We start from the raw sequence: 18,696 nt of genomic DNA on the forward strand, positions 1-18,696 counted from the left end.
TCAGGAGGCCTTTCGGGTGGTCTGCGAGGGGCCGGTGAGGTAGCCGGCGTGCATGGGGTTGGAGACGTTCAGCCAGGTCCGCTCGGCCTTCGAGGTGCCGGCATTGCGGATGGTCGGGACGTGTGCGGCGATCTCGCCGCAGCAGTCGAAGCGGTGGGACTGGCGCTGCGCGGCCTTGCAGGCGCGCCCGCAGATCGAGCAGCCGTACGGGCACTTCTCGGGGGACCGGGCCATCACGCCACCGCCTCAACCCGGGCCGGCGCGACGAGCGCCTTCCCGATCACCGGGTCCGGCGCCTTCGCCGACGCGATCCGCGACGACCACTCGTCGACCATCTGCGCGTGCCGGAAGTACCGGTACTCCGTGTCGCCGCACCGCACCGGGTAGAGCCGGTAGCCCTCCGGCCGCAGGTGCAGCACGACGCCGACCTGCGCGGTCGGCGGCATCGGGACCCGCGAGCCGTCGCGCAACCACGCGACCTTCGCCCGCCGGTATGCCGACATCTGCAGCCCGGCCTCCGGGTAGACCCCGTGGACGTGCCCGGCCGAGGTGATCCGGTCCCAGTCGCCACCGGTCTTGGTGTCGCCCATCAGGTCGATGCCGGGGTCGACGTCGTACCCGGCCGCGCGGAGCGCGTCACCAATGAGCCCGTCCGCGCCGATCGTGTAGTCCAGCGTCCCGGCCCACCCGTCGTCCGCGTTCGCGACGACCATCTCCGACGCCGTCCACCGCGGCGCCCATTCGCGCTCGAACGCCAGGAAGTGCTCGACGAACGGCGCGAGCTCCGGCCCGTCGACCTCCCACGTGGCCTCGCCGACCGCGATGGTCTGCGGCAGCGGGGTGCCGAGGAGACGGGACTCGATGACCTTGTGGACCAGCGACCCGACCTCGGCCCGCTCCTCCTTCTTCCGGGTGTGCGCCCGCAGGATCCACGACCGGAGCTCGGCGAGCCTGCTCGGGATGCCGCGACGCAGCGACCAGCGCGGGGAGGTGCTCGATCGCGCAGTCGGTGCAGGTCTTGGCCGACCAGAACATCAGCGCAGGCTTCGGCACGCCGCCACCGAGGATCGTGGTGACCGACCGGAGCCGGTCGCCGGTGACGTGGTCGGCGTAGAACCCATTCGACTGCCGCGCCGGGATGGTGCCGTTGCCGGCCTTCTTGGGCTGCTTCTTGTGGTCCATCGGGCGTCCCTCGACGACCGGCACATCCGGGCCGTCCAGTAGGAGTGGGCCGGACCAGTCGGTCTGCTCAGGCATGGCAACTGCTCCTCGCTGCGCGGCGGGTGGCCTCGCGCTGCCGATGGCAGGCGCGGCACTTGCGCTGGCCGCGCCAGGTGTAGGTGTTGTCGGGGGTCATGTCGTGGCCGGCCGCGCAACTGGTCTGGTCGGCGAGGGCGCCGATCCGTCCCTGGCGGCGCATGTTCGTGCCGGCGGTGACGACCTCCAGGTGGTCGGGGTTGACGCAGTCCCGCACCTCGCAGAGGTGGTCGACTTCGAGGTCGATCGGGACCTCTTCGACCAGCAGCGCCAAGGCGACGCGGTGGGCGTAGCGCCACTTCCCGTTGACGGCGAACGCTCCGTAGCCGTTCGGGTTGACCTTGCCGACCCAGAGCCAGCAGCCGCTGTCGTCGAACGACACGAAGGTGGTGAAGCGGTCAAGGAGCGACGCGCCGATGACCCGGTTGCGGGCGTCGTACCGGAGCCCCTCGTAGCGGATCGGGTCGCTCATGCCGCGCCTCCCGTCGACGGCACGGGCGCGCCCGCGCGCACCGTGCGCGCAGGCGGGGTCTCCCAGGCGCACACCCAGCAGCCGGTGACCGTGCACGTCGCGCGCTGGTGGGTCGGCTTCGCCTGGTCGTGGCGGAACAGACTCGACGTCGCCGGCCGTGAGGTCGGCGCGGGTCGGGCGGTCGTCGTCCGGTACGACGGACAGCAGGCGGCGGGTCATCGGCCCCACCGCGCTTCGTCGTCGGCGCAGTACCGGCAGTGGTGCGGTGCGCAGGTCGGGCAGTAGGGCTTGCCGTCGTGGGAGCAGACGTCGCGGTCGATCCCGCCGCACTGGGTTTCGCAGCCGCACAGGATGTCGGCACAGCCGTGGCAGACGTCGTGGTCGGTAGGGATCAGCGCGATGGGCCGATCGCCGAGCGCGTCGAGCACCGTCGCCTCGACAGCCCACAGCCGGATGCGGAGCCCCAAGGCGAGGTTGGTGAACTCGTGGGCGCGGGAGGGGTGGGGGATGAACCGGACGGCAAAGTCGGGGTGCCGGCCGGCGGGCTGGGGCCGGGTGATGCCGACGGCGTCAGCGATCGCCATCAGGTCATCCCGCTCGGGCTGCTGCGCGTTCATCGGGTCACCGCGCGGAGGTAGTCGACCTGCGAGGTGCGGAACGCGACCCAGTCGACGGCGACGCGGACCCCGGTGTCGGGGAGGCGACCCGTGACGGTGACGTACTCGACGCTGTCGGGATCGGTGCCGGGACGCTTGTCGATGACGTCGACGCCCTCGCGGAGCGAGGCCTGCCAGACCGGTCCGTCGACGCCGCAGACCGTGAAGGCGACGTGGTTGTCCTCGACCTCGATGCTGCCGGGCTCGGGGAGGTGGTACCGGTCGATGTGGTCGGCGAGCGCGTGAAGAGCGTGGGCGACGAGGGGAGGCGCGCTGCGCGGTGCTCGGCGTGCCGGTCGGCGTGCTGTCAGCCGGCTTCACGCTGGTGGTGGGGTGGTTCATCGGTACGATGCCTTTCGAGTAGTTCGAGACCCCTGGCGCGGCTTCCGACGGCGAGCGCTGGGGGTTCTCGGCTTGATGGGTCTTTCAGGCCGTGCGGGTGTTCTGCGCGATGTAGTCGTCGAGGTCCTTCTCGTAGACCCGGGTCTTGGGCCGGCTCCCCGTCGCCTTGATGTCGACGGCGCGGAGCCTTCCCGGCCGCGATCAGGTGGTAGACGTGGCCGCGCGAGCAGTCGAGGCGGCTGGCCGCGCTGCTGATCGCGAGGAGCCTGGGTGTTCGCCGTGGCCGGCGCGAGGGTCTTCACGACGCCACACGCTCGACGGGCGCCCGGCGGCTACTGGAGTCCGCTACAGGCGACACCGACGGCTCGAAAAGGAAGCCGGGGGGGGCACTGAAGCGCCTCCTCGATGGCCCGAGCGGTCGCCAGGTTGCAGGTGTCGCGACGGCCGGACAGCAGGTGGCCGACGATCGCGTGGCCGAGACCTGCGCGCTGGGCGAGCGCTCTGCCGGAGAGCCTTGTGGAAGTCGCAGTACTCGGCGAGTGCGCGTCGCGACTTGAGCCGCACGATCAACCTCCAGGGGTCTGGCTTCGGGGTGGACATGGTCCGCAAGGGGTTCTCCTAGTCTGCTGGAAACTGTAGCCAACTACAAGACCCAATGTAGACACCCGCGTGCCTACAACGCAAGAGGCCTTTGTAGGCGTATTCGGGACTTTCGTCGCTGTAGTTTGTAGACGAAATCCAGCACCGGTGACTACGCAGCCGGTTGCGTTCAGCCGAGCCGAGGAGAACCGTCGTCCCCGTGAGTGCCCTCTCAGACGCCCTGAACGCGGCGAACGTCAACACCTGGTCCTCGCGCGAAATCGCGCGCCGCGGCGGCAACAAGGTGTCCCACACCCAGATCGCGAAGTACTTCCGACCTGACCACCCGACGCCAACTGACCAGATCCTCGCGGTGTTCGCCGAAGTCTTCCCCGCCCTCACCATCACCCGTCTCCGGCAGGCTCGCCGGACAGCCGGTGGGGGAGGCCCAGCCGTACGAGCCGCCCACGGAGGCCGCGCGGATGAGCGGGCGGCAACGTCGCGCCGTCGACGAGTTCGATCAGATCCATGGTCTCGCTCGACCCGGCCTCGCTGTTCACGGCGCGCCTTCAAGAGGAGGCGGATCGGCTCGGCATCACCTTGCCGAGGTACACCTCCGAGTTCGAGCTCAACTTCTTCCGAGCGCGCGACGCCCGGATTGCGGAGGTGCGACCGGAGCTCGATCGCCTGCTGATGCTGGCCGGAGGTGACATCGGCGAGGCGGCCGAGATCGCACGCGACGAGGATGACCTCGAGCCCCTAGTCGTGGACCTTCTCCAAGAGGCGCGGAAGATCGTCGGTGACGATGAGTCCACCACCCTGTCCGCCGCGGCCCGAGAGGGTGTCTCTCGCTTGCGCGCGATCCGTGAGCAGCCTTGACGACGCCGCCGAGGCCCCGGACTCCGTGGACGATGAGGACCGGTCGTGAGCCCCGTCCGCGACCGAAGGGTCGTCGTCCTGCTGTCGGTGATTGCCGTCCTGCTGGTCGCCGCAACGGTCATCGTCGCGATGTACGTGACGCGAGACGGAGACGCCCAGACGGAGGGCAACCCCACGCGCTTACCCACGCCCGCTGTGCCGGAGTCGACGCCGTCCGCGATTCCACCCGCAGGCTCCCACCTACGCCGTCGGTGAGTCGATGTCCGCCGTCGAAGTCGCGGTTACCATCACCAAGATCGAGGCCGTCGACCTCGGCGCGCAAGGTGACCCCGGCTTCCGTGAGACCGTCGAGGCACTCACGAAGATCTGCACGCCTAAGAACGCCTCCCAGCCCTGGGAGGTCAGCGACACCGACTTCGTCGCCGTCACCAAGGAGGGGCTCGTGATTCCCGTCAACACGACCCTGTCCGGCGTTCGAGAGCCCACCCTGCCGTACGGCCCCGTCCCGGCGGGGCGCTGCGTCCGGGGATGGGTGCAGATCGGGATGGACGCCGGCCAGGCCCGGACCGTCACTGCGGTCGAGTTCCAGCCCAACACGGGGGAGACCACCGCGGTCTGGGGCATCGACCGTGCCCTCCGTCTAGGGCGACCCGACTTCTAGACCGTCCCACCGCGACCGAGACATTGAATCGGACCCCCTACCTAGGGTCCGTGGCATGTACGACCCGTGGGTAGATCTCGAGGCGCACCGGCTCGCCGGCTGGCGGATCCGGTGGCGCCGGCTCCCCGGCCGGCTCGGCTGGACCCACTGGGAGTCCAGCACGACGTACCTCGACCCCGACCAGGACGGCCCCCAGGAGCGCTGCACCGGCGCGCACGAGGTCGTGCACATCGAGCGCGGCGCGACCGTGGTCGGCTGGGAGGACTGGGAGGAGCGGATCGTGGACCGCATCGCCGCCCGCCGACTGATCACCCTCGATGACCTCGTCGAGGGGATGCTCTGGGCCTACGACAACGAGGAGCTCGCCGGCGTGCTGTGGGTCGACGAGCCGACCCTCGTGACCCGGCTGCGGGACCTCACCGAGGCCGAGGGCCGCGAGATCCAGCGGCGCCTCGACGAGGCCGAAGCCCGGTTCCCCGACGAGACCTACGACGACGTGGCCTGGTCGGAGGCCGGCTTCGACTGGCAGGGCGACCCGGCCGACCCGCCGGCGGCCGACCTCGCGCCGGGCGACTACCCGCCGATCCAAGAGCCTCCAGACGAAGAGCCCCCGTACGACGACCACCACCACTACTACTACGACCACCCCTGCGAGGAGGTGCCCTGACCATGGCCCAGTTCGACAAGTCTGCCCTCCGGGCGATGGCGCGCGACCGTCGTCACCCCGATCAAGCCTGCCCAGCGGCCGCCGCAAGCGGATCACCAACTCCGACCCCCTCAAGAGCGTCGTGGCCGAGTGGGCGCGCCGCCAGGAGGCGGCGATCGCCGCCGGCACGTGGATCGACCCGACCGACGCCGAAACCACGTTGGGGGAGTACCGCGAGCGGTGGCGGAAGACGAAGATCGCCGACGCCGTCTCGATCGACAAGACCGACTCGCACTGGCGCACCCACATCGAACCGGTGTGGGCCGGCCACCCTCTCGGCCTGATCACCCGCCCGGACCTCAAGGCCTGGGTGAAGACCATGGCGACCGAGCAGTGCCGCCGCTGCTACGGCAAGCCCGGCGTCGACCGCCACGGGATGCTCCGCGCCCACACGACGAAGCTCGCTGGCGCCGCGCTGCTCAAGGCCCAGCGCGCCGGCGAGTCCACGACGCGCCGGTGCTCCGGCAGCGGCATCGAGGCTGGTCTCGGTGCTTGGACGATCCAGGGGATCATGGCGCACGTATCGGGCCTGCTGACCGCCGCGGTCGATGACGGGTTCATCCCGGTGAACCCTGCCGTCCGGCTCGACCTCCCGCCCGCCCGGCCGAAGCCCCCGTTCTTCTGGCACGACGCCGAGATCGACAAGATCGTCGCCGAGCTCGAGGACGGCCACCAGCCTGGCCGTGGACTACAACATGCTCGTCGGGCTGCGACCTGGTGAGCCTGTTCGGGCTCCTCATCGACTACGTCGACCTGAACATCTGGCAGATCAACGTCCACGGCGTCGCGACCCGCAACGGGTGGCGGCCCTACGCGAAGAGCCAGAAGTCCCACCGTGCCGCCCCGATCCCTCGGCGGCTGCGTGAGCGGTTCGCCGAGCACTGCGCCGGTCTGGCTCCCGGTGACCTCGTGTTCCCCGCGCCGGGCGGGGGAGTGTGGAACGACCGGAACTTCGCGACGAGGGTCTTCACGCCCGCGCTCGAGCGGGCCGCCGTGCGCCCGGGTACGCCGTACGACATGCGCCACACCGCGGCGTCACGGCTGGTCCAGAGGGGCGTCGACCTGAAGCGGGTCCAGGAGCCTGCTGGGGCACGAGAAGTACTCCACGACGCTGCGCTACGCCCACCTCCGGCCGGGCGCGTTCGACGAGATCCTGAACGCGTGGGACGAGTAGCGCTGGGTGCTCCGTCCTCACCACGTCCTCACGGCCATTTCGGCTCGCTGACAACGAAGAAGCCCCCGATCTGCGTTTCCGCAGGTCAGGGGCTCTTTTCGTGCTGGTGGGCGATACTGGGTTTGAACCAGTGACCTCTTCCGTGTCAAGGAAGCGCGCTACCGCTGCGCCAATCGCCCTTGTGGAGTTGTGTGGAGGTGGGTACGGGATTTGAACCCGTGTACACGGATTTGCAGTCCGTTGCCTCGCCTCTCGGCCAACCCACCGCGAAGGCCTTCCCAAAATCTGACTCTGGACTGACCTGGTCAGCCAGTGGGCCTGACCTCTCCGAGCGGACGACGAGGCTCGAACTCGCGACCTCAACCTTGGCAAGGTTGCGCTCTACCAACTGAGTTTACGTCCGCATCGCACTGCTTCGAGGCCCTTTCGGACCGCTCTGCGGTGCGGTTGAGAACATTAGCCGATCCGGTGAACGGCGCCAAAACGGGGGGTCGTCTTCGGCATGTCGAGGCTCCGTCCGGCCTCTCCACGGGCCTCCTAGGCTGGCCCCATGCGTGCGTGGATCAACGGGAACCTGCTGTCCGACCCCACGGCACCGGCGGTGCCGGTGACCGACCACGGACTGACCGTCGGGGACGCGGTGTTCGAGGCGGTCAAGGTGGTGGAGGGGCAGCCGTTCGCGCTGCAGCGGCACCTGGACCGGCTGGAGCGCTCGGCGGCCGGGCTGGGGCTGGTCGGCCTCGACCCCGACGAGGTACGACGCGGCGTGCACGCCGTGCTGGAGGGCGACCCGATGCCGCTGGGCCGGCTGCGGATCACGGTCACGGGCGGCAATGCGCCGCTGGGCAGCGGGCGCGGCACCGACCCGGTGACGGTGATCGTCGTGGCGAGCCCGATGGATCCCGCGCCGGAGACGACGGCGGTGGTGACGGTGCCGTGGCCGCGCAACGAGCGCGGGGCGCTCGCGGGGCTCAAGACCACGTCGTACGGCGAGAACGTGCTCGCCCTCGCCCGCGCGCAGGAGGCCGGGGCGAGCGAGGCGGTCTTCGCGAACCTGGCCGGGAACCTGTGCGAGGGCACGGGCACGAACGTCTTCTACGTCATCGACGGCGAGGTGCGCACACCGACGCTGGCGAGCGGCTGCCTGGCGGGGGTGACCCGGGCGCTGCTCATCGAGTGGTTCGGGGCGACCGAGGTCGACGAGCCGATCGAGGTGGCGGCGGGGGGCGGAGGAGATCTTCCTGGTCTCGACGACCCGTGACGTGCAGGGCGTGCACCGGTGGGACGAGCGGGAGCTCGCCGCACCGGGGCCGGTCACGCGGCGGGCCGCGCAGGCCTGGGCCGAGAACGAGCCGTCCCTGCTGGGCTTCAACCGCTGACGACGCTCAGGCTCCACGCCCTCGCCGAGCCGGTAGGGATTCGTCGCCAGCAGCGCGCCCAGGGCGCGGCGCATCCGGGAGATCTCGGCGCGCACGGTCACCTGGTGCTCGCCGTCGCCGTAGAGCCGGTGGCTGAGCACGCCGGCGGTGAGGCCGGCCCGTCCCGCGGCGCCGAGCAGGGCCAGCACGTCGGCGTGCCGGGGGGAGAGCGCGACCCGCCACGGCGCCTCACTGCCGCGCACCTCCAGCATCGCGGGCGTGGTGGTCAGGTCGAGGGTCGCGCGCAGGCGGGTCTCCCCGGAGGAGGGCCGGATCAGCCAGCCGCCGCGCAGCCGCTCGGGCAGGCACAGCCCCAGACCCGGTACGGCGACCGCCCGGTCCGCCCGCGGTGCCTCCACCCGGTCGCGGACCGCGACGCCCTGGTGCGCGGCCACCCAGCCGTGGTCGTCGACGACGAGCAGTGGACCGTTCGCACCGGACAGCAGCGGCTCGGCCGAGCGGCGCAGGCTGCTCCGGGCGCTCCTCGTGGTGACGCCACAGCCGCGCCTCGGCGAGCCGGACGGACGCCGTCACCAGCGCCTCGATGGCCGGGTGCAGGGTCAGCGCGGGACCGCTGACGTCGACCACGCCGAGCAGCGAGCCGTCGATCGGGTCGTGGATGGGGGAGGCCGTGCAGTACCAGGGCACCTGTGCGGTCTCGAAGTGCTCGGCGGAGAACAGGCTGGACCGGCGCGCCCTCCTCGAGCGCGGTGCCGATCGCGTTGGTGCCGACCGCCCCCTCGGTCCACAGGGCGCCCTCGGCGAACCCGAGGCCGTCGGCCTGGCGCCGCACCCGTGGTGAGCCGCTGCGCCACAGCACGACGCCGTCGGCGTCGGTGATCACCACGAGGTAGGCTGGACGCGTCCGCGGCGGAGAGCAGCAGACTCGCGGATCTCGTCGACGACCAGCGCCAGCCGCGACGTACGACGCCGTGCCTCCACCTCCCCGGGACCCAGCGGGTCGCGGCCGTTGCGGCCGTCGGGATCGATCCCGAGGCCGAGGACGCGCGCCCAGGAGCGGGCCACGACGGCCCGCGGACGCTGCGGGGGGCGCGCTGCCGGCCAGGACCGCGTCGTGGATCCGGACCAGGTCGCGGGCCCGCGTGGCGAGGTCGTGCGAGGCCATGGGACCACCGTAGGACGAACGTGTGACGGGGGCCACATGCAACATCGTGCAACGGTTCCGGGCCGGGCGGCCGCGAAGGTCGACTGCTCGGCATGACCCAGGCTCGACGAACGGCCCCTCGCGGCCGCCACCGACACCACCGCCACGGACCCCGCCGCCTCCTGGTTCGCGGCGTTCGAGGACGCCCTCACCGCCCGCGACGTGGACCGTGCCGCCGGTCTCTTCGCCGCCACCAGGCTTCTGGCGCGACCTGATCGCCTTCACCTGGAACATCACCACGGTCGAGGACCCGCAGGGTGTGGCCGACCTGCTCGCCGACACCCTCGAGCGGGTGGACCCGCGCGGCTTCCGGCTCACCGAGCCCGCTGCGACCGAAGATGGCGTGACGACCGCCTGGTTCGAGTTCGAGACCTCCGTCGGGCGAGGGCGCGGCCTGGCCCGCCTGGTCGAGGAGGACGGCCCGAAGGCGTGGACCTTCCTCACCACGCTGCACGAGCTCACGGGCCACGAGGAGCCGCGCGGCGTACGGCGCCCGGTGGGTGCCGAGCACGGTGCGACCAAGGAGCGGGTGACCTGGGCCGAGCGCCGCGACGCCGAGGACGCCGCGCTCGGCGTCACCACCCAGCCCTACGTCCTCGTCGTGGGCGGCGGGCAGGGCGGGATCGCCCTCGGTGCGCGGCTGCGCCGAGCTCGGCGTACCGGCGCTGGTGATCGACAAGCACCCGCGCCCCGGCGACCAGTGGCGCAACCGCTACAAGTCGCTGTGCCTGCACGACCCGGTCTGGTACGACCACCTGCCCTACCTGAAGTTCCCCGACAACTGGCCGGTCTTCGCGCCCAAGGACAAGGTCGGCGACTGGCTGGAGTTCTACACCCGGGTGATGGAGGTGCCGTACTGGTCGAGCACCGTCGCCACCCGCGCGTCGTACGACGAGGCGGCGGGCCGGTGGACGGTCCACGTCGAGCGCGGCGGGAGGCCGGTGGTGCTGGAGCCGACGCACCTGGTGATGGCGACCGGCATGTCCGGCAAGCCGAACGTCCCGAGGCTGCCGGGCCAGGACGTCTTCCGCGGCGAGCAGCACCACTCCTCCCAGCACCCCGGCCCGGACGCCTACGCCGGCAAGCGGGTCGTGGTGGTCGGCAGCAACAACTCCGCGTTCGACATCTGCGGGGCGCTGTGGGAGACCGGTGCCGACGTGACGATGGTGCAGCGCTCGTCCACCCACATCGTCAAGAGCGACACCCTCATGGACATCGGGCTGGGCGACCTGTACTCCGAGCGTGCGCTGGCCGCCGGGATGACCACCGAGAAGGCCGACCTGGTCTTCGCCTCGCTGCCCTACCGGATCATGCACGAGTTCCAGATCCCGCTCTACGACCGGATGCGCGAGCGCGACAAGGACTTCTACGACCGGATGGAGGCCGCCGGCTTCGACCTGGACTGGGGCGACGACGGGTCGGGGCTGTTCCTGAAGTACCTGCGCCGCGGCTCGGGCTACTACATCGACGTAGGCGCCGCCGAGCTCGTCGCGGACGGGGAGGTGAAGCTCGCCAAGGGCCAGGTCGACCACCTGACCGAGACCTCCGTCGTGCTGGCGGACGGGACGGAGCTCCCGGCAGACCTCGTCGTCTACGCCACCGGCTACGGATCGATGAACGGCTGGGCGGCGGACCTGATCAGCCAGGAGGTCGCCGACAAGGTCGGCAAGGTCTGGGGCCTCGGCTCCGACACGACCAAGGACCCCGGGCCGTGGGAGGGGGAGCAGCGCAACATGTGGAAGCCGACCCAGCAGGAGAACCTCTGGTTCCACGGCGGCAACCTGCACCAGTCGCGTCACTACTCGCTCTACCTGGCGCTGCAGGCTCAAGGCCCGGCACGCCGGGATCCCGACGCCGGTGCGCGGCCTGCAGGAGGTGCACCACCTGGGCTGAGCGGGGGCGGAACGCACGAGAGCCGCTCCTGATCGGGAGCGGCTCTCGTGGTGTCCGGTGGGCGATACTGGGTTCGAACCAGTGACCTCTTCGGTGTGAACGAAGCGCGCTACCACTGCGCCAATCGCCCGGACGCGGCCCCAGAGGAACCGCGGTCGGAGACTCTAACGCATCTCGCGACCGCGGCTCGCATCGGGAGGTCAGGCGTCGTTCGCCGCGGCCTTCTCGGAGTCGTCTCCGGCGGTCTTGAGGTTGCCGCCGGTGTCCTCCAGGTGCGCGCGCACGAACCAGTGGAAGAGCCTCCAGCTTGCTCGGTCTGCGCGATGAACATGTCCTGGGTGACCAGGTCGAGGTCGTCGAGTCTCCTTGATCCCGTCACGGTACGACGTGATGACGCCCTGGTAGACGACGTCGAGGGCGGCGAGGTGCTGCTGGGTGGTGGCGCGGCCGATCTCGTAGTCGTCCCAGGTGCGGCGCTGGACCAGCGAGCCCGGCGTGCCCTGCGGCGAGCCGCCGAGGGTGGCGATGCGCTCGGCGAGGTCGTCGGCGAAGCCGCGGACGGCGTCGACCTGCGGGTCGATCATCTCGTGGACGGCGATGAAGTGCGGGCCGACGACGTTCCAGTGCACGTGCTTGAGGGTCAGGTGCAGGTCGTTGCAGGCGTCGAGCCGGCTCTGGAGGAGGGTGACGATGCGCTGGGCGACGCCCTCGTCGAGTCCGGGCGCGGTGAAGTGCAGAGGCTGGTTCGCAGTCATGCCCAGGTAGTACGCAATCCGGAGGTCTTCACACCGGTACAGTCGGCACTCGGTGCGCCGGCCGGCGTACCGATCGACTGGTCCAGCCCCGAGGAGCCTCTTCCGTGTCCGACATCAAGATCGTCATCCAGTCCGCCGACGTGCGCCAGGACTCGACGGTCACGGAGGGCACGAAGGCCTGGGAGCCTGTTCCGCGACGACGCCGACGTGATCGCGGCCCGGGTGGGCGGCGAGCTCAGGGACCTGTCGTACGTGCTGGCCGACGGCGACGAGGTCGAGGGCGTGAGGATCGGCAGCCCTGACGGCCTCGACATCCTGCGGCACTCGACCGCGCACGTGCTCGCGCAGGCCGTGCAGCAGGCTCTTCCCGGAGGCCAAGCTCGGCATCGGCCCGCCGATCCAGGACGGCTTCTACTACGACTTCGACGTGCCGGTGCCCTTCGTGCCGGAGGACCTGGCGAAGCTCGAGACCGCGATGCGCAAGATCATCAAGGAGAACCAGCGCTTCGAGCGCCGGGTCACCACCGACGAGGACGCGCTCGTCGAGGCTGGCCGACGAGCCCTACAAGGTCGAGTCGATCGGCCTGAAGGGCTCGGCCGCGGACGCCGCCGAGGGCGCGTCCGCCGAGGTCGGCGCGGGCGAAACCTGACCATCTACGACAACATCGACCGCAAGGGCGAGGTGGCCTGGAAGGACCTCTGCCGCGGGCCGCACCTGCCCACCACGAAGCGGATCCCGGCGTTCAAGCCTGATGCGCAGCGCGGCGGCGTACTGGCGCGGCGACGAGAAGAACAAGCAGACTCCAGCGCATCTACGGCACCGCCTGGCCGAGCAAGGAGGAGCCTCGACGAGCACCTGCACCGGCTGGAGGAGGCCGAGCGCCGCGACCACCGCAAAGCCTGGGTCGCGAGCTCGACCTGTTCTCCTTCCCCGACGAGATCGGCTCCGGCCTGCCGGTGTTCCACCCCAAGGGCGGTGTGATCAAGCGGGAGATGGAGGACTACGTCCGCCAGCGGCACATCGAGGAGGGCTTCTCCTACGTCGGCACGCCGCACATCACCAAGGACGGGCTGTTCCACACCTCGGGGCACCTGCCGTACTACGCCGACACCATGTTCCCGCCGATGGAGCCTCGAGGGCGCGAACTACCAGGCTGAAGGCGATGAACTGCCCGATGCACAACCTGATCTTCAGCAGCCGCGGGCGCTCCTACCGCGAGTTCGCCGCTGCGCCTGTTCGAGTTCGGCAGCGTCTACCGCTACGAGAAGTCCGGCGTCATCCACGGCCTCACCCGGGTCCGCGGCTTCGCCCAGGACGACTCGCACTCCTACTGCACGCCCGAGCAGGCACCGGCGGAGGTCAAGCACCTGCTGAGCCTTCATGCTCAGCGTGCTGCGCGACTTCGGCCTCGACGACTTCTACCTGGAGTTCGTCGACCCGCGACGACACCAAGAAGGACAAGTTCGTCGGCAGCGACGAGGACTGGGCGACCGCCACCAAGGTGCTCGAGGACGTCGCCGCCGAGACCGGTCTCGAGCTCGTCCCGGACCCGGGCGGCGCGGCGTTCTACGGCCCGAAGATCTCCGTCCAGGCCAAGGACGCCATCGGCCGCACCTGGCAGATGGGCACCGTGCAGTACGACTTCAACCAGCCCGCGGGCTTCGGCCTGGAGTACACCGCGCCGGACGGCACCAAGCAGCAGCCGGTGATGATCCACTCCGCGAAGTTCGGCTCGATCGAGCGCTTCCTCGGCGTCCTCGTCGAGCACTACGCCGGCGCCTTCCCTCCGTGGCTCGCCCCGGTGCAGGTCGTCGGGATCCCGGTCGCGGACACCTTCACCGACTACCTGTACGACGTGACGAGCCAGGCTCAAGGCCCGGGGGATCCGGGTCGAGGTCGACGAGTCCGACGACCGGTTCCAGAAGAAGATCCGCAACGCGCAGCCTGCAGAAGGTCCCCTTCATGCTCATCGCCGGTGGCGAGGACGTGGAGAAGGGCGCGGTCAGGCTTCCGCTACCGCGACGGGCGCCGAGGACAACGGCGTACCGGTCGCGGAGGCCGTCGAGCGGGTGGTGGCTGCGGTCGCCGCGCACGAGCAGGTCTGAGCCGTGCGCCGGGCCGTCGGGTACGCCGCGCTCGGGCTGCTGCTGCCTGCGCTCGCCGCGTGCGGCGGCTCCGACGGCCCGTCCGGCGCTCCGGCCCGGCCTCCGTCGTCCAGCGCGCCCGCGACCGGCCCGACCGACAGCGGCAAGCCCGGTGGCGACGCCGGGGACCCGGGCTCCGACGCGAGCGACCTGGCCAAGGCGGCCGAGGACCTGGCCCGGGCCACCGAGCAGCCCACCGGGGACATCGCGCCGCGTGACGGCGACGTCCTGGGTGGCGACATCAGGCTGGCCCCAGTGCCCGAAGGGCATGGGCATCCCGCAGAAGCAGGGCCAGGGTCTGCCGATGCCCCTGCCGAGCGCGGAGTACGTCGTCATCGGGCTCACCAACGGCCCGGGCTTCACCCCGAACCCGTGCCTGGCCGCCCAGGTGAAGTGGGTCAAGGACAACGACAAAGTCTGGTCTCGGTCTACGCCGTCTCCAGACCTACCCCGACGCGGCGACGCTCAAGGACCACGGCGCCGACGGCCCCTACGATGCCTCGACCAAGCTCGGTCAGGCTCAAGAACGTCGGCTACGCCCAGGCGCGCTTCAACATCGGCACGATGGCCGAGGTCGGCCTGCTCAGCCCGATCATCTGGATCGACGTCGAGCCGGTGCCGATCTTCGAGTGGAGCAGCGACGTCAAGGCGAACGCCGCGGTGATCGAGGGCGTCGCGCGGGGGTACGTCGACGCCGGCTTCCGGATCGGCGTCTACTCCACGCCCAGCCTCTATGCCCGGGTGGTCGGCGACCTCGACCTGGGCGGCGTGCCGGAGTGGCGCGCCGCGGGCCAGACCTCGCGCGCGGAGGCGCTGAGCCGCTGCGGGGCGGACTGGTCGATCCAGGGCGGGACGGCGGTGCTGGGGCAGTGGGTCGAGCAGCGCCGCGACCTCAACGTCACCTGCCCGGGGATCGCTGTCGACCTCGGCCAGTGGTTCCACCGCTTCACGTGAGAGGGTTCGGCAATGACGACGGACGAGAGCGGTGAGCTCCTCGACGGCCGCCGGCGCCGGTGGCAGGAGCACAACCAGGTCCGGCGGCAGGTCATCATCGACGCGACCATCGCGGTGCTGGAGCGCCAGGCGCCCGGCGAGGAGTTCCAGGTGCAGGCGGTGGCCGACGAGGCGGGCATGAGCCGCACCGTCATCTACCGCCACTTCGCCGACCGCGCCGACCTCGACCGCGCCGTGCAGCGCCGGATCTGCGACAACGTGGGCCGCGAGTCGCTGCCGGCGCTGTCCCTGGACGGCACGCCGGACCAGATCATCCACGGCATCGTCAGCAGGCTTCGTCACCTGGTCGACCGAGCACCCCTCGCTCTACTGGTTCGCCGAGCGCGACCTCGCCGGCTGGGAGCCGAGCCCCCTGGGCCAGGCCGTCGAGCAGGTCGCGGAGGGCATCGAGGGCATCATGTCGATCGTCGTCGCGGCGCTGGGCGTCGAGCTCACCGACGACGACCGTGCGGCCCTGGATCCCTGGGTGTTCGGCATGATCGGCGCGGTCTTCGCCGCCGTGCGCCGCTGGCTGGGGCGCGCCGACCGCGAGCCGTCGACCACCGCCTTCATCGCGATCCTCTCGGAGTCGATCTGGCTGCAGATCAACGGGATGGCGCTCTCGCGCGGGCTCAACTTGCCCGACCTCCCGGTCTCCGACCTGCTGCAGACCCTCGGCCCTGCTGCCGCCGACCACGAGTGAGGAGCCCCGTGTCCGACCCCGACGGGCTGGAGCGGCTGTGGACGCCGCACCGCATGTCCTACGTCCGCGGTGAGGAGGGCGCCGAGCCGCCGGCCCACGCCGAGCCGCGCCCGGCCTGCCCCTTCTGCCGGATCACCCGCGACCCCGCGACCTCGAGCGACGACGACCTGGTCGTCGTCCGCGGCGAGGCGGCGTACGTCGTGCTCAACCTCTACCCCTACAACCCGGGGCACCTGATGGTGCTGCCGTACCGCCACGTCGCCGACTACACCGACCTCGACGACGCGGAGACGGCCGAGGTGACCGCGCTGACCAAGTCCGCGCTGCGCACCATCCGCGCGGTCTCGCAGCCGCATGCGTTCAACGTGGGGCTCAACCTCGGGGGAGCGGCGGGCGGCTCGCTGTCGGGCCACCTGCACCAGCACGTGGTGCCGCGGTGGTCGGGGGACGCGAACTTCATGACCGTGATCGGCGGCACCAAGACCCTTCCCCAGCCTGCTCGGGGACACCCGGGATCTGCTCGCGGACGCCTGGCGGTAGTAGGTTTCGCGCCGTGTTGGATCGCTTCAAGGAGTTCTGGGCCGGGACCGTGCTGCACCCCTTCGTGCGGCTGTTCATCCGGATGGGCATCAGCCCGGACGCGGTGACGCTGGTCGGCACCCTCGGCGTGGCGGCCGGCGCGCTGATCTTCTTCCCGCAGGGCCAGCCTGCTGATCGGCGTGCTGTTCATCACCGCCTTCGTCTTCAGCGACCTGATCGACGGCCGGATGGCCCGCGAGCCTGGGCCGCAGGCTCGAGGTTCGGCGCCTTCTGGGACTCCACCCTGGACCGGATCGGCGACGGCGCGATCTTCGGCGGCCTGGCGCTGTACTTCGCCGGCACCGGCAAGGACCAGGGCGACAAGCTACCTCTACCTCTGCGTGACCCTGTGGTGCCTGGTGATGGGCTCGGTGACGTCGTACGCACGGGCGCGGGCGGAGTCGCTGGGCATGGACGCCAAGGGCGGCATCGCCGAGCGTGCCGACCGCCTCGTCTCGATCCTGGTGATGACCGGTCTGGGCGCGCTCTTCGACCTGCCGATCCTGATGGAGGTCACGCTCTGGGCGCTGGCCTTCGCGAGCACCTACACGGTGATCTTCCGGGTCCTGAAGGTACGCCGCCAGGCGCTGGCCCTGGACGCGGCCGCCGCGGCGGAGCCGCCCACGGACACCCCTTCCTGAACACCGTTCACCAGGTCGTAGGATCGACCTCATGAGCGAGCAGCAGGAGCACGGCACCACCCGGGTCAAGCGCGGCATGGCCGAGATGCTCAAGGGTGGCGTCATCATGGACGTCGTCACGCCCGAGCAGGCCAAGATCGCCGAGGACGCCGGTGCGGTGGCCGTCATGGCGCTCGAGCGCGTCCCCGCGGACATCCGCGCGCAGGGCGGCGTCTCCCGGATGAGCGACCCGGACATGATCGACGGCATCATCGAGGCCGTCTCGATCCCGGTGATGGCCAAGGCCCGGATCGGCCACTTCGCCGAGGCCCAGGTGCTGCAGTCGCTCGGTGTCGACTACATCGACGAGTCCGAGGTGCTCACGCCCGCCGACTACGCCAACCACATCGACAAGTGGGCCTTCACCGTCCCCTTCGTGTGTGGTGCCACCAACCTGGGCGAGGCGCTGCGCCGGATCACCGAGGGCGCGGCGATGATCCGCTCCAAGGGCGAGGCCGGCACCGGCGACGTCTCCAACGCGGTCACCCACATGCGCACCATCCGCGCCGAGCCTGCGCCGGCTCACGGTGCTGTCCGACGACGAGTTCGTACGTCGCGGCCAAGGAGCTCCAGGCGCCGTACGAGCCTGGTGGCGGAGGTGGCCCGCAACGGCAAAGTCTGCCGGTGGTGCTCTTCACCGCGGGTGGCATCGCGACCCCGGCCGACGCGGCGATGATGATGCAGGCTCGGCGCCGAGGGCGTCTTCGTCGGCTCCGGCATCTTCAAGTCCGGCAACCCGGCGCAGCGCGCCGAGGCGATCGTGAAGGCCACCACCTTCCACGACGACCCGGACGTCGTCGCGAAGGTCTCCCGCGGCCTGGGCGAGGCGATGGTCGGCATCAACGTCGACGAGTTCGCCCCAGCCGCACCGTCTGGCCGAGCGCGGCTGGTAGTCGCGCAGGGACCGGATCGTGTGACCAAGGTCTCAGGTCCGGCTCCTCGCCGCCGACGAGAGGTGCATGAGCACCTCTGAGGATCGACCCGCGACCCGGCGCCGCGCCGGCTTGCTGGCGCTCAGCGGTGCCCTCGCCGCGGCGCTGCTGACCCTGGCCGTCACCGGGACGCTGTCGTCGTGGACGGCGGCGATCATCGGCAACGACGGCAACACCGCCGACAGCGCGGGAGCCGTCGTGCTGGAGGAGAGCGGGCCGGGTGGGGCGACCTGCACGACCGCGTCCAGCGCCACCAACACCGCGACCTGCTCCAGCATCAACAAGTACGGCGACGCCGGGGCCGCCGCGACCGGGGCCACCGCCCTGCAGCCGGGCGACACCGTCTCCACCACGGTCACCCTGACGAACACCGGGCCCTCGGACGCGGCGACGTTCACGCTGACGCCGGGCACCTGCGCGTCGATCTACCACTCCGGCTCGCGCCAGGGGCAGACGCCGCTGCCGGCCGACGACCTGTGCGGCCAGTACCACCGTCGGCGCCGAGTGCGTGGCGGGCGCGACACGCGTGCTCTCGGTGCCGCCGGTCGCGCTGGCGTCGTTCACGGGAGCACGGACGATCACCGGCGGCCTGGCCAGCGGGGACGCCGTGGACTGCACGTTCACCGTCGCGCTGGCCTCCGGCAGCGGCGCCCGGTTCTCGGGCCAGCGGGTCGAGCAGGACCTGACCTGGCAGATCAGCGTGTGAG

The 18,696-nt window shown here is 70.9% G+C and carries 26 protein-coding genes, 4 tRNA genes and 1 pseudogene; 16 read left to right on the forward strand and 15 right to left on the reverse strand.

The genetic code is table 11. The features are described from left to right. From G5V59_RS03605 to G5V59_RS03635, 7 genes are all read right to left on the reverse strand, one after another. Positions 1-237, reverse strand: coding sequence for a hypothetical protein (locus tag G5V59_RS03605; protein ID WP_278255631.1), 237 nt, complete (start codon positions 235-237; stop codon positions 1-3). Then, on the reverse strand, positions 234-713 hold the full coding sequence (locus G5V59_RS03610) for a hypothetical protein (protein WP_278255632.1): 480 nt from the start codon (positions 711-713) through the stop codon (positions 234-236). Before G5V59_RS03610 ends, G5V59_RS03605 begins: the two co-directional genes overlap by 4 nt. Beyond that, entirely contained in the window at positions 637-1,257 is a 621-nt protein-coding gene (locus tag G5V59_RS03615; protein WP_278255633.1) for a hypothetical protein, read from the reverse strand. The genes G5V59_RS03610 and G5V59_RS03615 overlap by 77 nt, the downstream gene beginning before the upstream one ends. Next, positions 1,250-1,729: an HNH endonuclease signature motif containing protein gene (locus G5V59_RS03620; protein WP_278255634.1), complete on the reverse strand. Its 480-nt coding sequence runs from the start codon at positions 1,727-1,729 to the stop codon at positions 1,250-1,252. The genes G5V59_RS03615 and G5V59_RS03620 overlap by 8 nt, the downstream gene beginning before the upstream one ends. Positions 1,730-1,944: 215 nt before the next feature. Beyond that, positions 1,945-2,727: a hypothetical protein gene (locus tag G5V59_RS03625; protein ID WP_278255635.1), complete on the reverse strand. Its 783-nt coding sequence runs from the start codon at positions 2,725-2,727 to the stop codon at positions 1,945-1,947. After that, on the reverse strand, positions 2,724-3,029 hold the full coding sequence (locus G5V59_RS03630; RefSeq protein WP_278255636.1) for a hypothetical protein: 306 nt from the start codon (positions 3,027-3,029) through the stop codon (positions 2,724-2,726). The genes G5V59_RS03625 and G5V59_RS03630 overlap by 4 nt, the downstream gene beginning before the upstream one ends. Before the next feature lie 681 nt (positions 3,030-3,710). Continuing rightward, positions 3,711-3,836, reverse strand: coding sequence for a hypothetical protein (locus G5V59_RS03635; protein ID WP_278255637.1), 126 nt, complete (start codon positions 3,834-3,836; stop codon positions 3,711-3,713). Here G5V59_RS03635 and G5V59_RS03640 point away from each other — a divergent pair. The 5 genes from G5V59_RS03640 to G5V59_RS03660 all read left to right on the forward strand — a co-directional run bounded on the left by G5V59_RS03640 (position 3,835) and on the right by G5V59_RS03660 (position 6,860). Continuing rightward, positions 3,835-4,185 carry a hypothetical protein gene (locus G5V59_RS03640; RefSeq protein ID WP_278255638.1) on the forward strand — a complete coding sequence of 117 codons (351 nt, stop codon included), beginning with the start codon at positions 3,835-3,837 and terminating at the stop codon, positions 4,183-4,185. The two genes, G5V59_RS03635 and G5V59_RS03640, sit on opposite strands and share 2 nt — an antisense overlap. A 259-nt stretch (positions 4,186-4,444) precedes the next feature. Further along, positions 4,445-4,846: a hypothetical protein gene (locus G5V59_RS03645; protein WP_278255639.1), complete on the forward strand. Its 402-nt coding sequence runs from the start codon at positions 4,445-4,447 to the stop codon at positions 4,844-4,846. A gap of 55 nt (positions 4,847-4,901) precedes the next feature. Continuing rightward, entirely contained in the window at positions 4,902-5,513 is a 612-nt protein-coding gene (locus G5V59_RS03650) for a hypothetical protein (protein ID WP_278255640.1), read from the forward strand. Between the two features lie 121 nt (positions 5,514-5,634). Then, complete coding sequence (locus G5V59_RS03655; protein ID WP_278255641.1) at positions 5,635-6,273, forward strand: hypothetical protein; 639 nt, start codon at positions 5,635-5,637, stop codon at positions 6,271-6,273. Beyond that, a complete protein-coding gene (locus G5V59_RS03660; RefSeq protein ID WP_278255642.1) occupies positions 6,270-6,860 on the forward strand; it encodes a tyrosine-type recombinase/integrase in 591 nt (196 codons plus the stop codon). Before G5V59_RS03655 ends, G5V59_RS03660 begins: the two co-directional genes overlap by 4 nt. On the opposite strand, the gene G5V59_RS03665 is transcribed toward G5V59_RS03660, so the two are convergent. The 3 genes from G5V59_RS03665 to G5V59_RS03675 form a co-directional block, all read right to left on the reverse strand. Next, positions 6,831-6,905: transfer RNA gene (locus G5V59_RS03665), tRNA-Val, on the reverse strand. The two genes, G5V59_RS03660 and G5V59_RS03665, sit on opposite strands and share 30 nt — an antisense overlap. Positions 6,906-6,918: 13 nt before the next feature. Continuing rightward, positions 6,919-6,992, reverse strand: a tRNA-Cys gene (locus G5V59_RS03670). 64 nt (positions 6,993-7,056) lie between these two features. Beyond that, a tRNA-Gly gene (locus tag G5V59_RS03675) sits at positions 7,057-7,130 on the reverse strand. Positions 7,131-7,276: 146 nt separating this feature from the next. On the opposite strand from G5V59_RS03675, the gene G5V59_RS03680 reads away from it, so the two are divergent. Next, on the forward strand, positions 7,277-7,987 hold the full coding sequence (locus tag G5V59_RS03680) for an aminotransferase class IV (protein WP_341350832.1): 711 nt from the start codon (positions 7,277-7,279) through the stop codon (positions 7,985-7,987). A gap of 124 nt (positions 7,988-8,111) precedes the next feature. Here G5V59_RS03680 and G5V59_RS03685 read toward each other — a convergent pair whose 3' ends face one another. Beyond that, positions 8,112-8,327 (reverse strand): hypothetical protein, encoded by a 216-nt coding sequence (locus tag G5V59_RS03685; protein ID WP_278255643.1) that lies wholly within the window; start codon positions 8,325-8,327, stop codon positions 8,112-8,114. Positions 8,328-8,418: 91 nt separating this feature from the next. Beyond that, the gene (locus G5V59_RS03690) at positions 8,419-9,270 is read right to left on the reverse strand and encodes a hypothetical protein (RefSeq protein WP_278255644.1); all 852 of its coding nucleotides are present in this window, start codon (positions 9,268-9,270) and stop codon (positions 8,419-8,421) included. 201 nt (positions 9,271-9,471) lie between these two features. Here G5V59_RS03690 and G5V59_RS03695 point away from each other — a divergent pair, with 201 nt between their 5' ends. Next, positions 9,472-9,981, forward strand: coding sequence for a hypothetical protein (locus G5V59_RS03695; protein WP_278255645.1), 510 nt, complete (start codon positions 9,472-9,474; stop codon positions 9,979-9,981). Then, positions 9,942-11,234, forward strand: coding sequence for an NAD(P)/FAD-dependent oxidoreductase (locus G5V59_RS03700; RefSeq protein WP_278255646.1), 1,293 nt, complete (start codon positions 9,942-9,944; stop codon positions 11,232-11,234). Before G5V59_RS03695 ends, G5V59_RS03700 begins: the two co-directional genes overlap by 40 nt. A gap of 26 nt (positions 11,235-11,260) precedes the next feature. Here G5V59_RS03700 and G5V59_RS03705 read toward each other — a convergent pair. Together G5V59_RS03705 and G5V59_RS03710 are read right to left on the reverse strand one after the other, a co-directional pair. Further along, positions 11,261-11,332, reverse strand: a tRNA-Val gene (locus tag G5V59_RS03705). Positions 11,333-11,402: 70 nt separating this feature from the next. After that, positions 11,403-11,957 carry a DNA starvation/stationary phase protection protein gene (locus G5V59_RS03710; RefSeq protein ID WP_278255647.1) on the reverse strand — a complete coding sequence of 185 codons (555 nt, stop codon included), beginning with the start codon at positions 11,955-11,957 and terminating at the stop codon, positions 11,403-11,405. Positions 11,958-12,061: 104 nt separating this feature from the next. On the opposite strand from G5V59_RS03710, the gene G5V59_RS03715 reads away from it, so the two are divergent. From G5V59_RS03715 to G5V59_RS03750, 7 genes and pseudogenes are all read left to right on the forward strand, one after another. After that, complete coding sequence (locus G5V59_RS03715; RefSeq protein ID WP_278255648.1) at positions 12,062-12,259, forward strand: hypothetical protein; 198 nt, start codon at positions 12,062-12,064, stop codon at positions 12,257-12,259. Next, positions 12,165-14,063 (forward strand): annotated as a pseudogene (gene thrS, locus G5V59_RS03720) (threonine--tRNA ligase); the annotation flags it as partial. The gene G5V59_RS03715 and the pseudogene thrS, both read left to right, overlap by 95 nt. A gap of 3 nt (positions 14,064-14,066) precedes the next feature. Then, entirely contained in the window at positions 14,067-15,056 is a 990-nt protein-coding gene (locus G5V59_RS03725; RefSeq protein WP_278255649.1) for a hypothetical protein, read from the forward strand. Positions 15,057-15,068: 12 nt separating this feature from the next. Continuing rightward, positions 15,069-16,445: an HIT domain-containing protein gene (locus G5V59_RS35585; RefSeq protein ID WP_341350833.1), complete on the forward strand. Its 1,377-nt coding sequence runs from the start codon at positions 15,069-15,071 to the stop codon at positions 16,443-16,445. Continuing rightward, the gene (locus G5V59_RS03740) at positions 16,388-17,053 is read left to right on the forward strand and encodes a hypothetical protein (protein WP_341350834.1); all 666 of its coding nucleotides are present in this window, start codon (positions 16,388-16,390) and stop codon (positions 17,051-17,053) included. Before G5V59_RS35585 ends, G5V59_RS03740 begins: the two co-directional genes overlap by 58 nt. Then, complete coding sequence (locus G5V59_RS03745) at positions 17,050-17,733, forward strand: hypothetical protein (RefSeq protein ID WP_278255651.1); 684 nt, start codon at positions 17,050-17,052, stop codon at positions 17,731-17,733. The genes G5V59_RS03740 and G5V59_RS03745 overlap by 4 nt, the downstream gene beginning before the upstream one ends. Next, positions 17,685-18,020, forward strand: a complete 336-nt coding sequence (locus G5V59_RS03750) for a hypothetical protein (protein ID WP_278255652.1) — start codon at positions 17,685-17,687, stop codon at positions 18,018-18,020. The genes G5V59_RS03745 and G5V59_RS03750 overlap by 49 nt, the downstream gene beginning before the upstream one ends. Here the strand turns inward: G5V59_RS03750 and G5V59_RS03755 are convergent. Continuing rightward, a complete protein-coding gene (locus tag G5V59_RS03755) occupies positions 17,983-18,402 on the reverse strand; it encodes a hypothetical protein (protein ID WP_278255653.1) in 420 nt (139 codons plus the stop codon). The two genes, G5V59_RS03750 and G5V59_RS03755, sit on opposite strands and share 38 nt — an antisense overlap. A gap of 95 nt (positions 18,403-18,497) precedes the next feature. Between G5V59_RS03755 and G5V59_RS03760 the strand changes: the two genes are divergently transcribed. Then, positions 18,498-18,695: a hypothetical protein gene (locus G5V59_RS03760; RefSeq protein ID WP_278255654.1), complete on the forward strand. Its 198-nt coding sequence runs from the start codon at positions 18,498-18,500 to the stop codon at positions 18,693-18,695. Position 18,696 lies beyond the last annotated feature (1 nt).

It is taken from the genome of Nocardioides convexus (assembly GCF_011090295.1).

What these genes read in the sequence shown, in the direction of transcription:
- G5V59_RS03625 (WP_278255635.1), bottom strand. Translation starts at nt 2,727, where the DNA reads ATGAACCACCCCACCACCAGCGTGAAGCCGGCTGACAGCACGCCGACC.
- G5V59_RS03690 (WP_278255644.1), bottom strand. Translation starts at nt 9,270, where the DNA reads ATGGCCTCGCACGACCTCGCCACGCGGGCCCGCGACCTGGTCCGGATC.
- G5V59_RS03640 (WP_278255638.1), top strand. Translation starts at nt 3,835, where the DNA reads ATGGTCTCGCTCGACCCGGCCTCGCTGTTCACGGCGCGCCTTCAAGAG.
- G5V59_RS03710 (WP_278255647.1), bottom strand. Translation starts at nt 11,957, where the DNA reads ATGACTGCGAACCAGCCTCTGCACTTCACCGCGCCCGGACTCGACGAG.
- G5V59_RS03650 (WP_278255640.1), top strand. Translation starts at nt 4,902, where the DNA reads ATGTACGACCCGTGGGTAGATCTCGAGGCGCACCGGCTCGCCGGCTGG.
- G5V59_RS03635 (WP_278255637.1), bottom strand. Translation starts at nt 3,836, where the DNA reads ATGGATCTGATCGAACTCGTCGACGGCGCGACGTTGCCGCCCGCTCAT.
- G5V59_RS03680 (WP_341350832.1), top strand. Translation starts at nt 7,277, where the DNA reads ATGCGTGCGTGGATCAACGGGAACCTGCTGTCCGACCCCACGGCACCG.
- G5V59_RS03610 (WP_278255632.1), bottom strand. Translation starts at nt 713, where the DNA reads ATGGTCGTCGCGAACGCGGACGACGGGTGGGCCGGGACGCTGGACTAC.
- G5V59_RS03620 (WP_278255634.1), bottom strand. Translation starts at nt 1,729, where the DNA reads ATGAGCGACCCGATCCGCTACGAGGGGCTCCGGTACGACGCCCGCAAC.
- G5V59_RS03745 (WP_278255651.1), top strand. Translation starts at nt 17,050, where the DNA reads ATGAGCGAGCAGCAGGAGCACGGCACCACCCGGGTCAAGCGCGGCATG.
- G5V59_RS03615 (WP_278255633.1), bottom strand. Translation starts at nt 1,257, where the DNA reads ATGCCTGAGCAGACCGACTGGTCCGGCCCACTCCTACTGGACGGCCCG.
- G5V59_RS35585 (WP_341350833.1), top strand. Translation starts at nt 15,069, where the DNA reads ATGACGACGGACGAGAGCGGTGAGCTCCTCGACGGCCGCCGGCGCCGG.
- G5V59_RS03645 (WP_278255639.1), top strand. Translation starts at nt 4,445, where the DNA reads ATGTCCGCCGTCGAAGTCGCGGTTACCATCACCAAGATCGAGGCCGTC.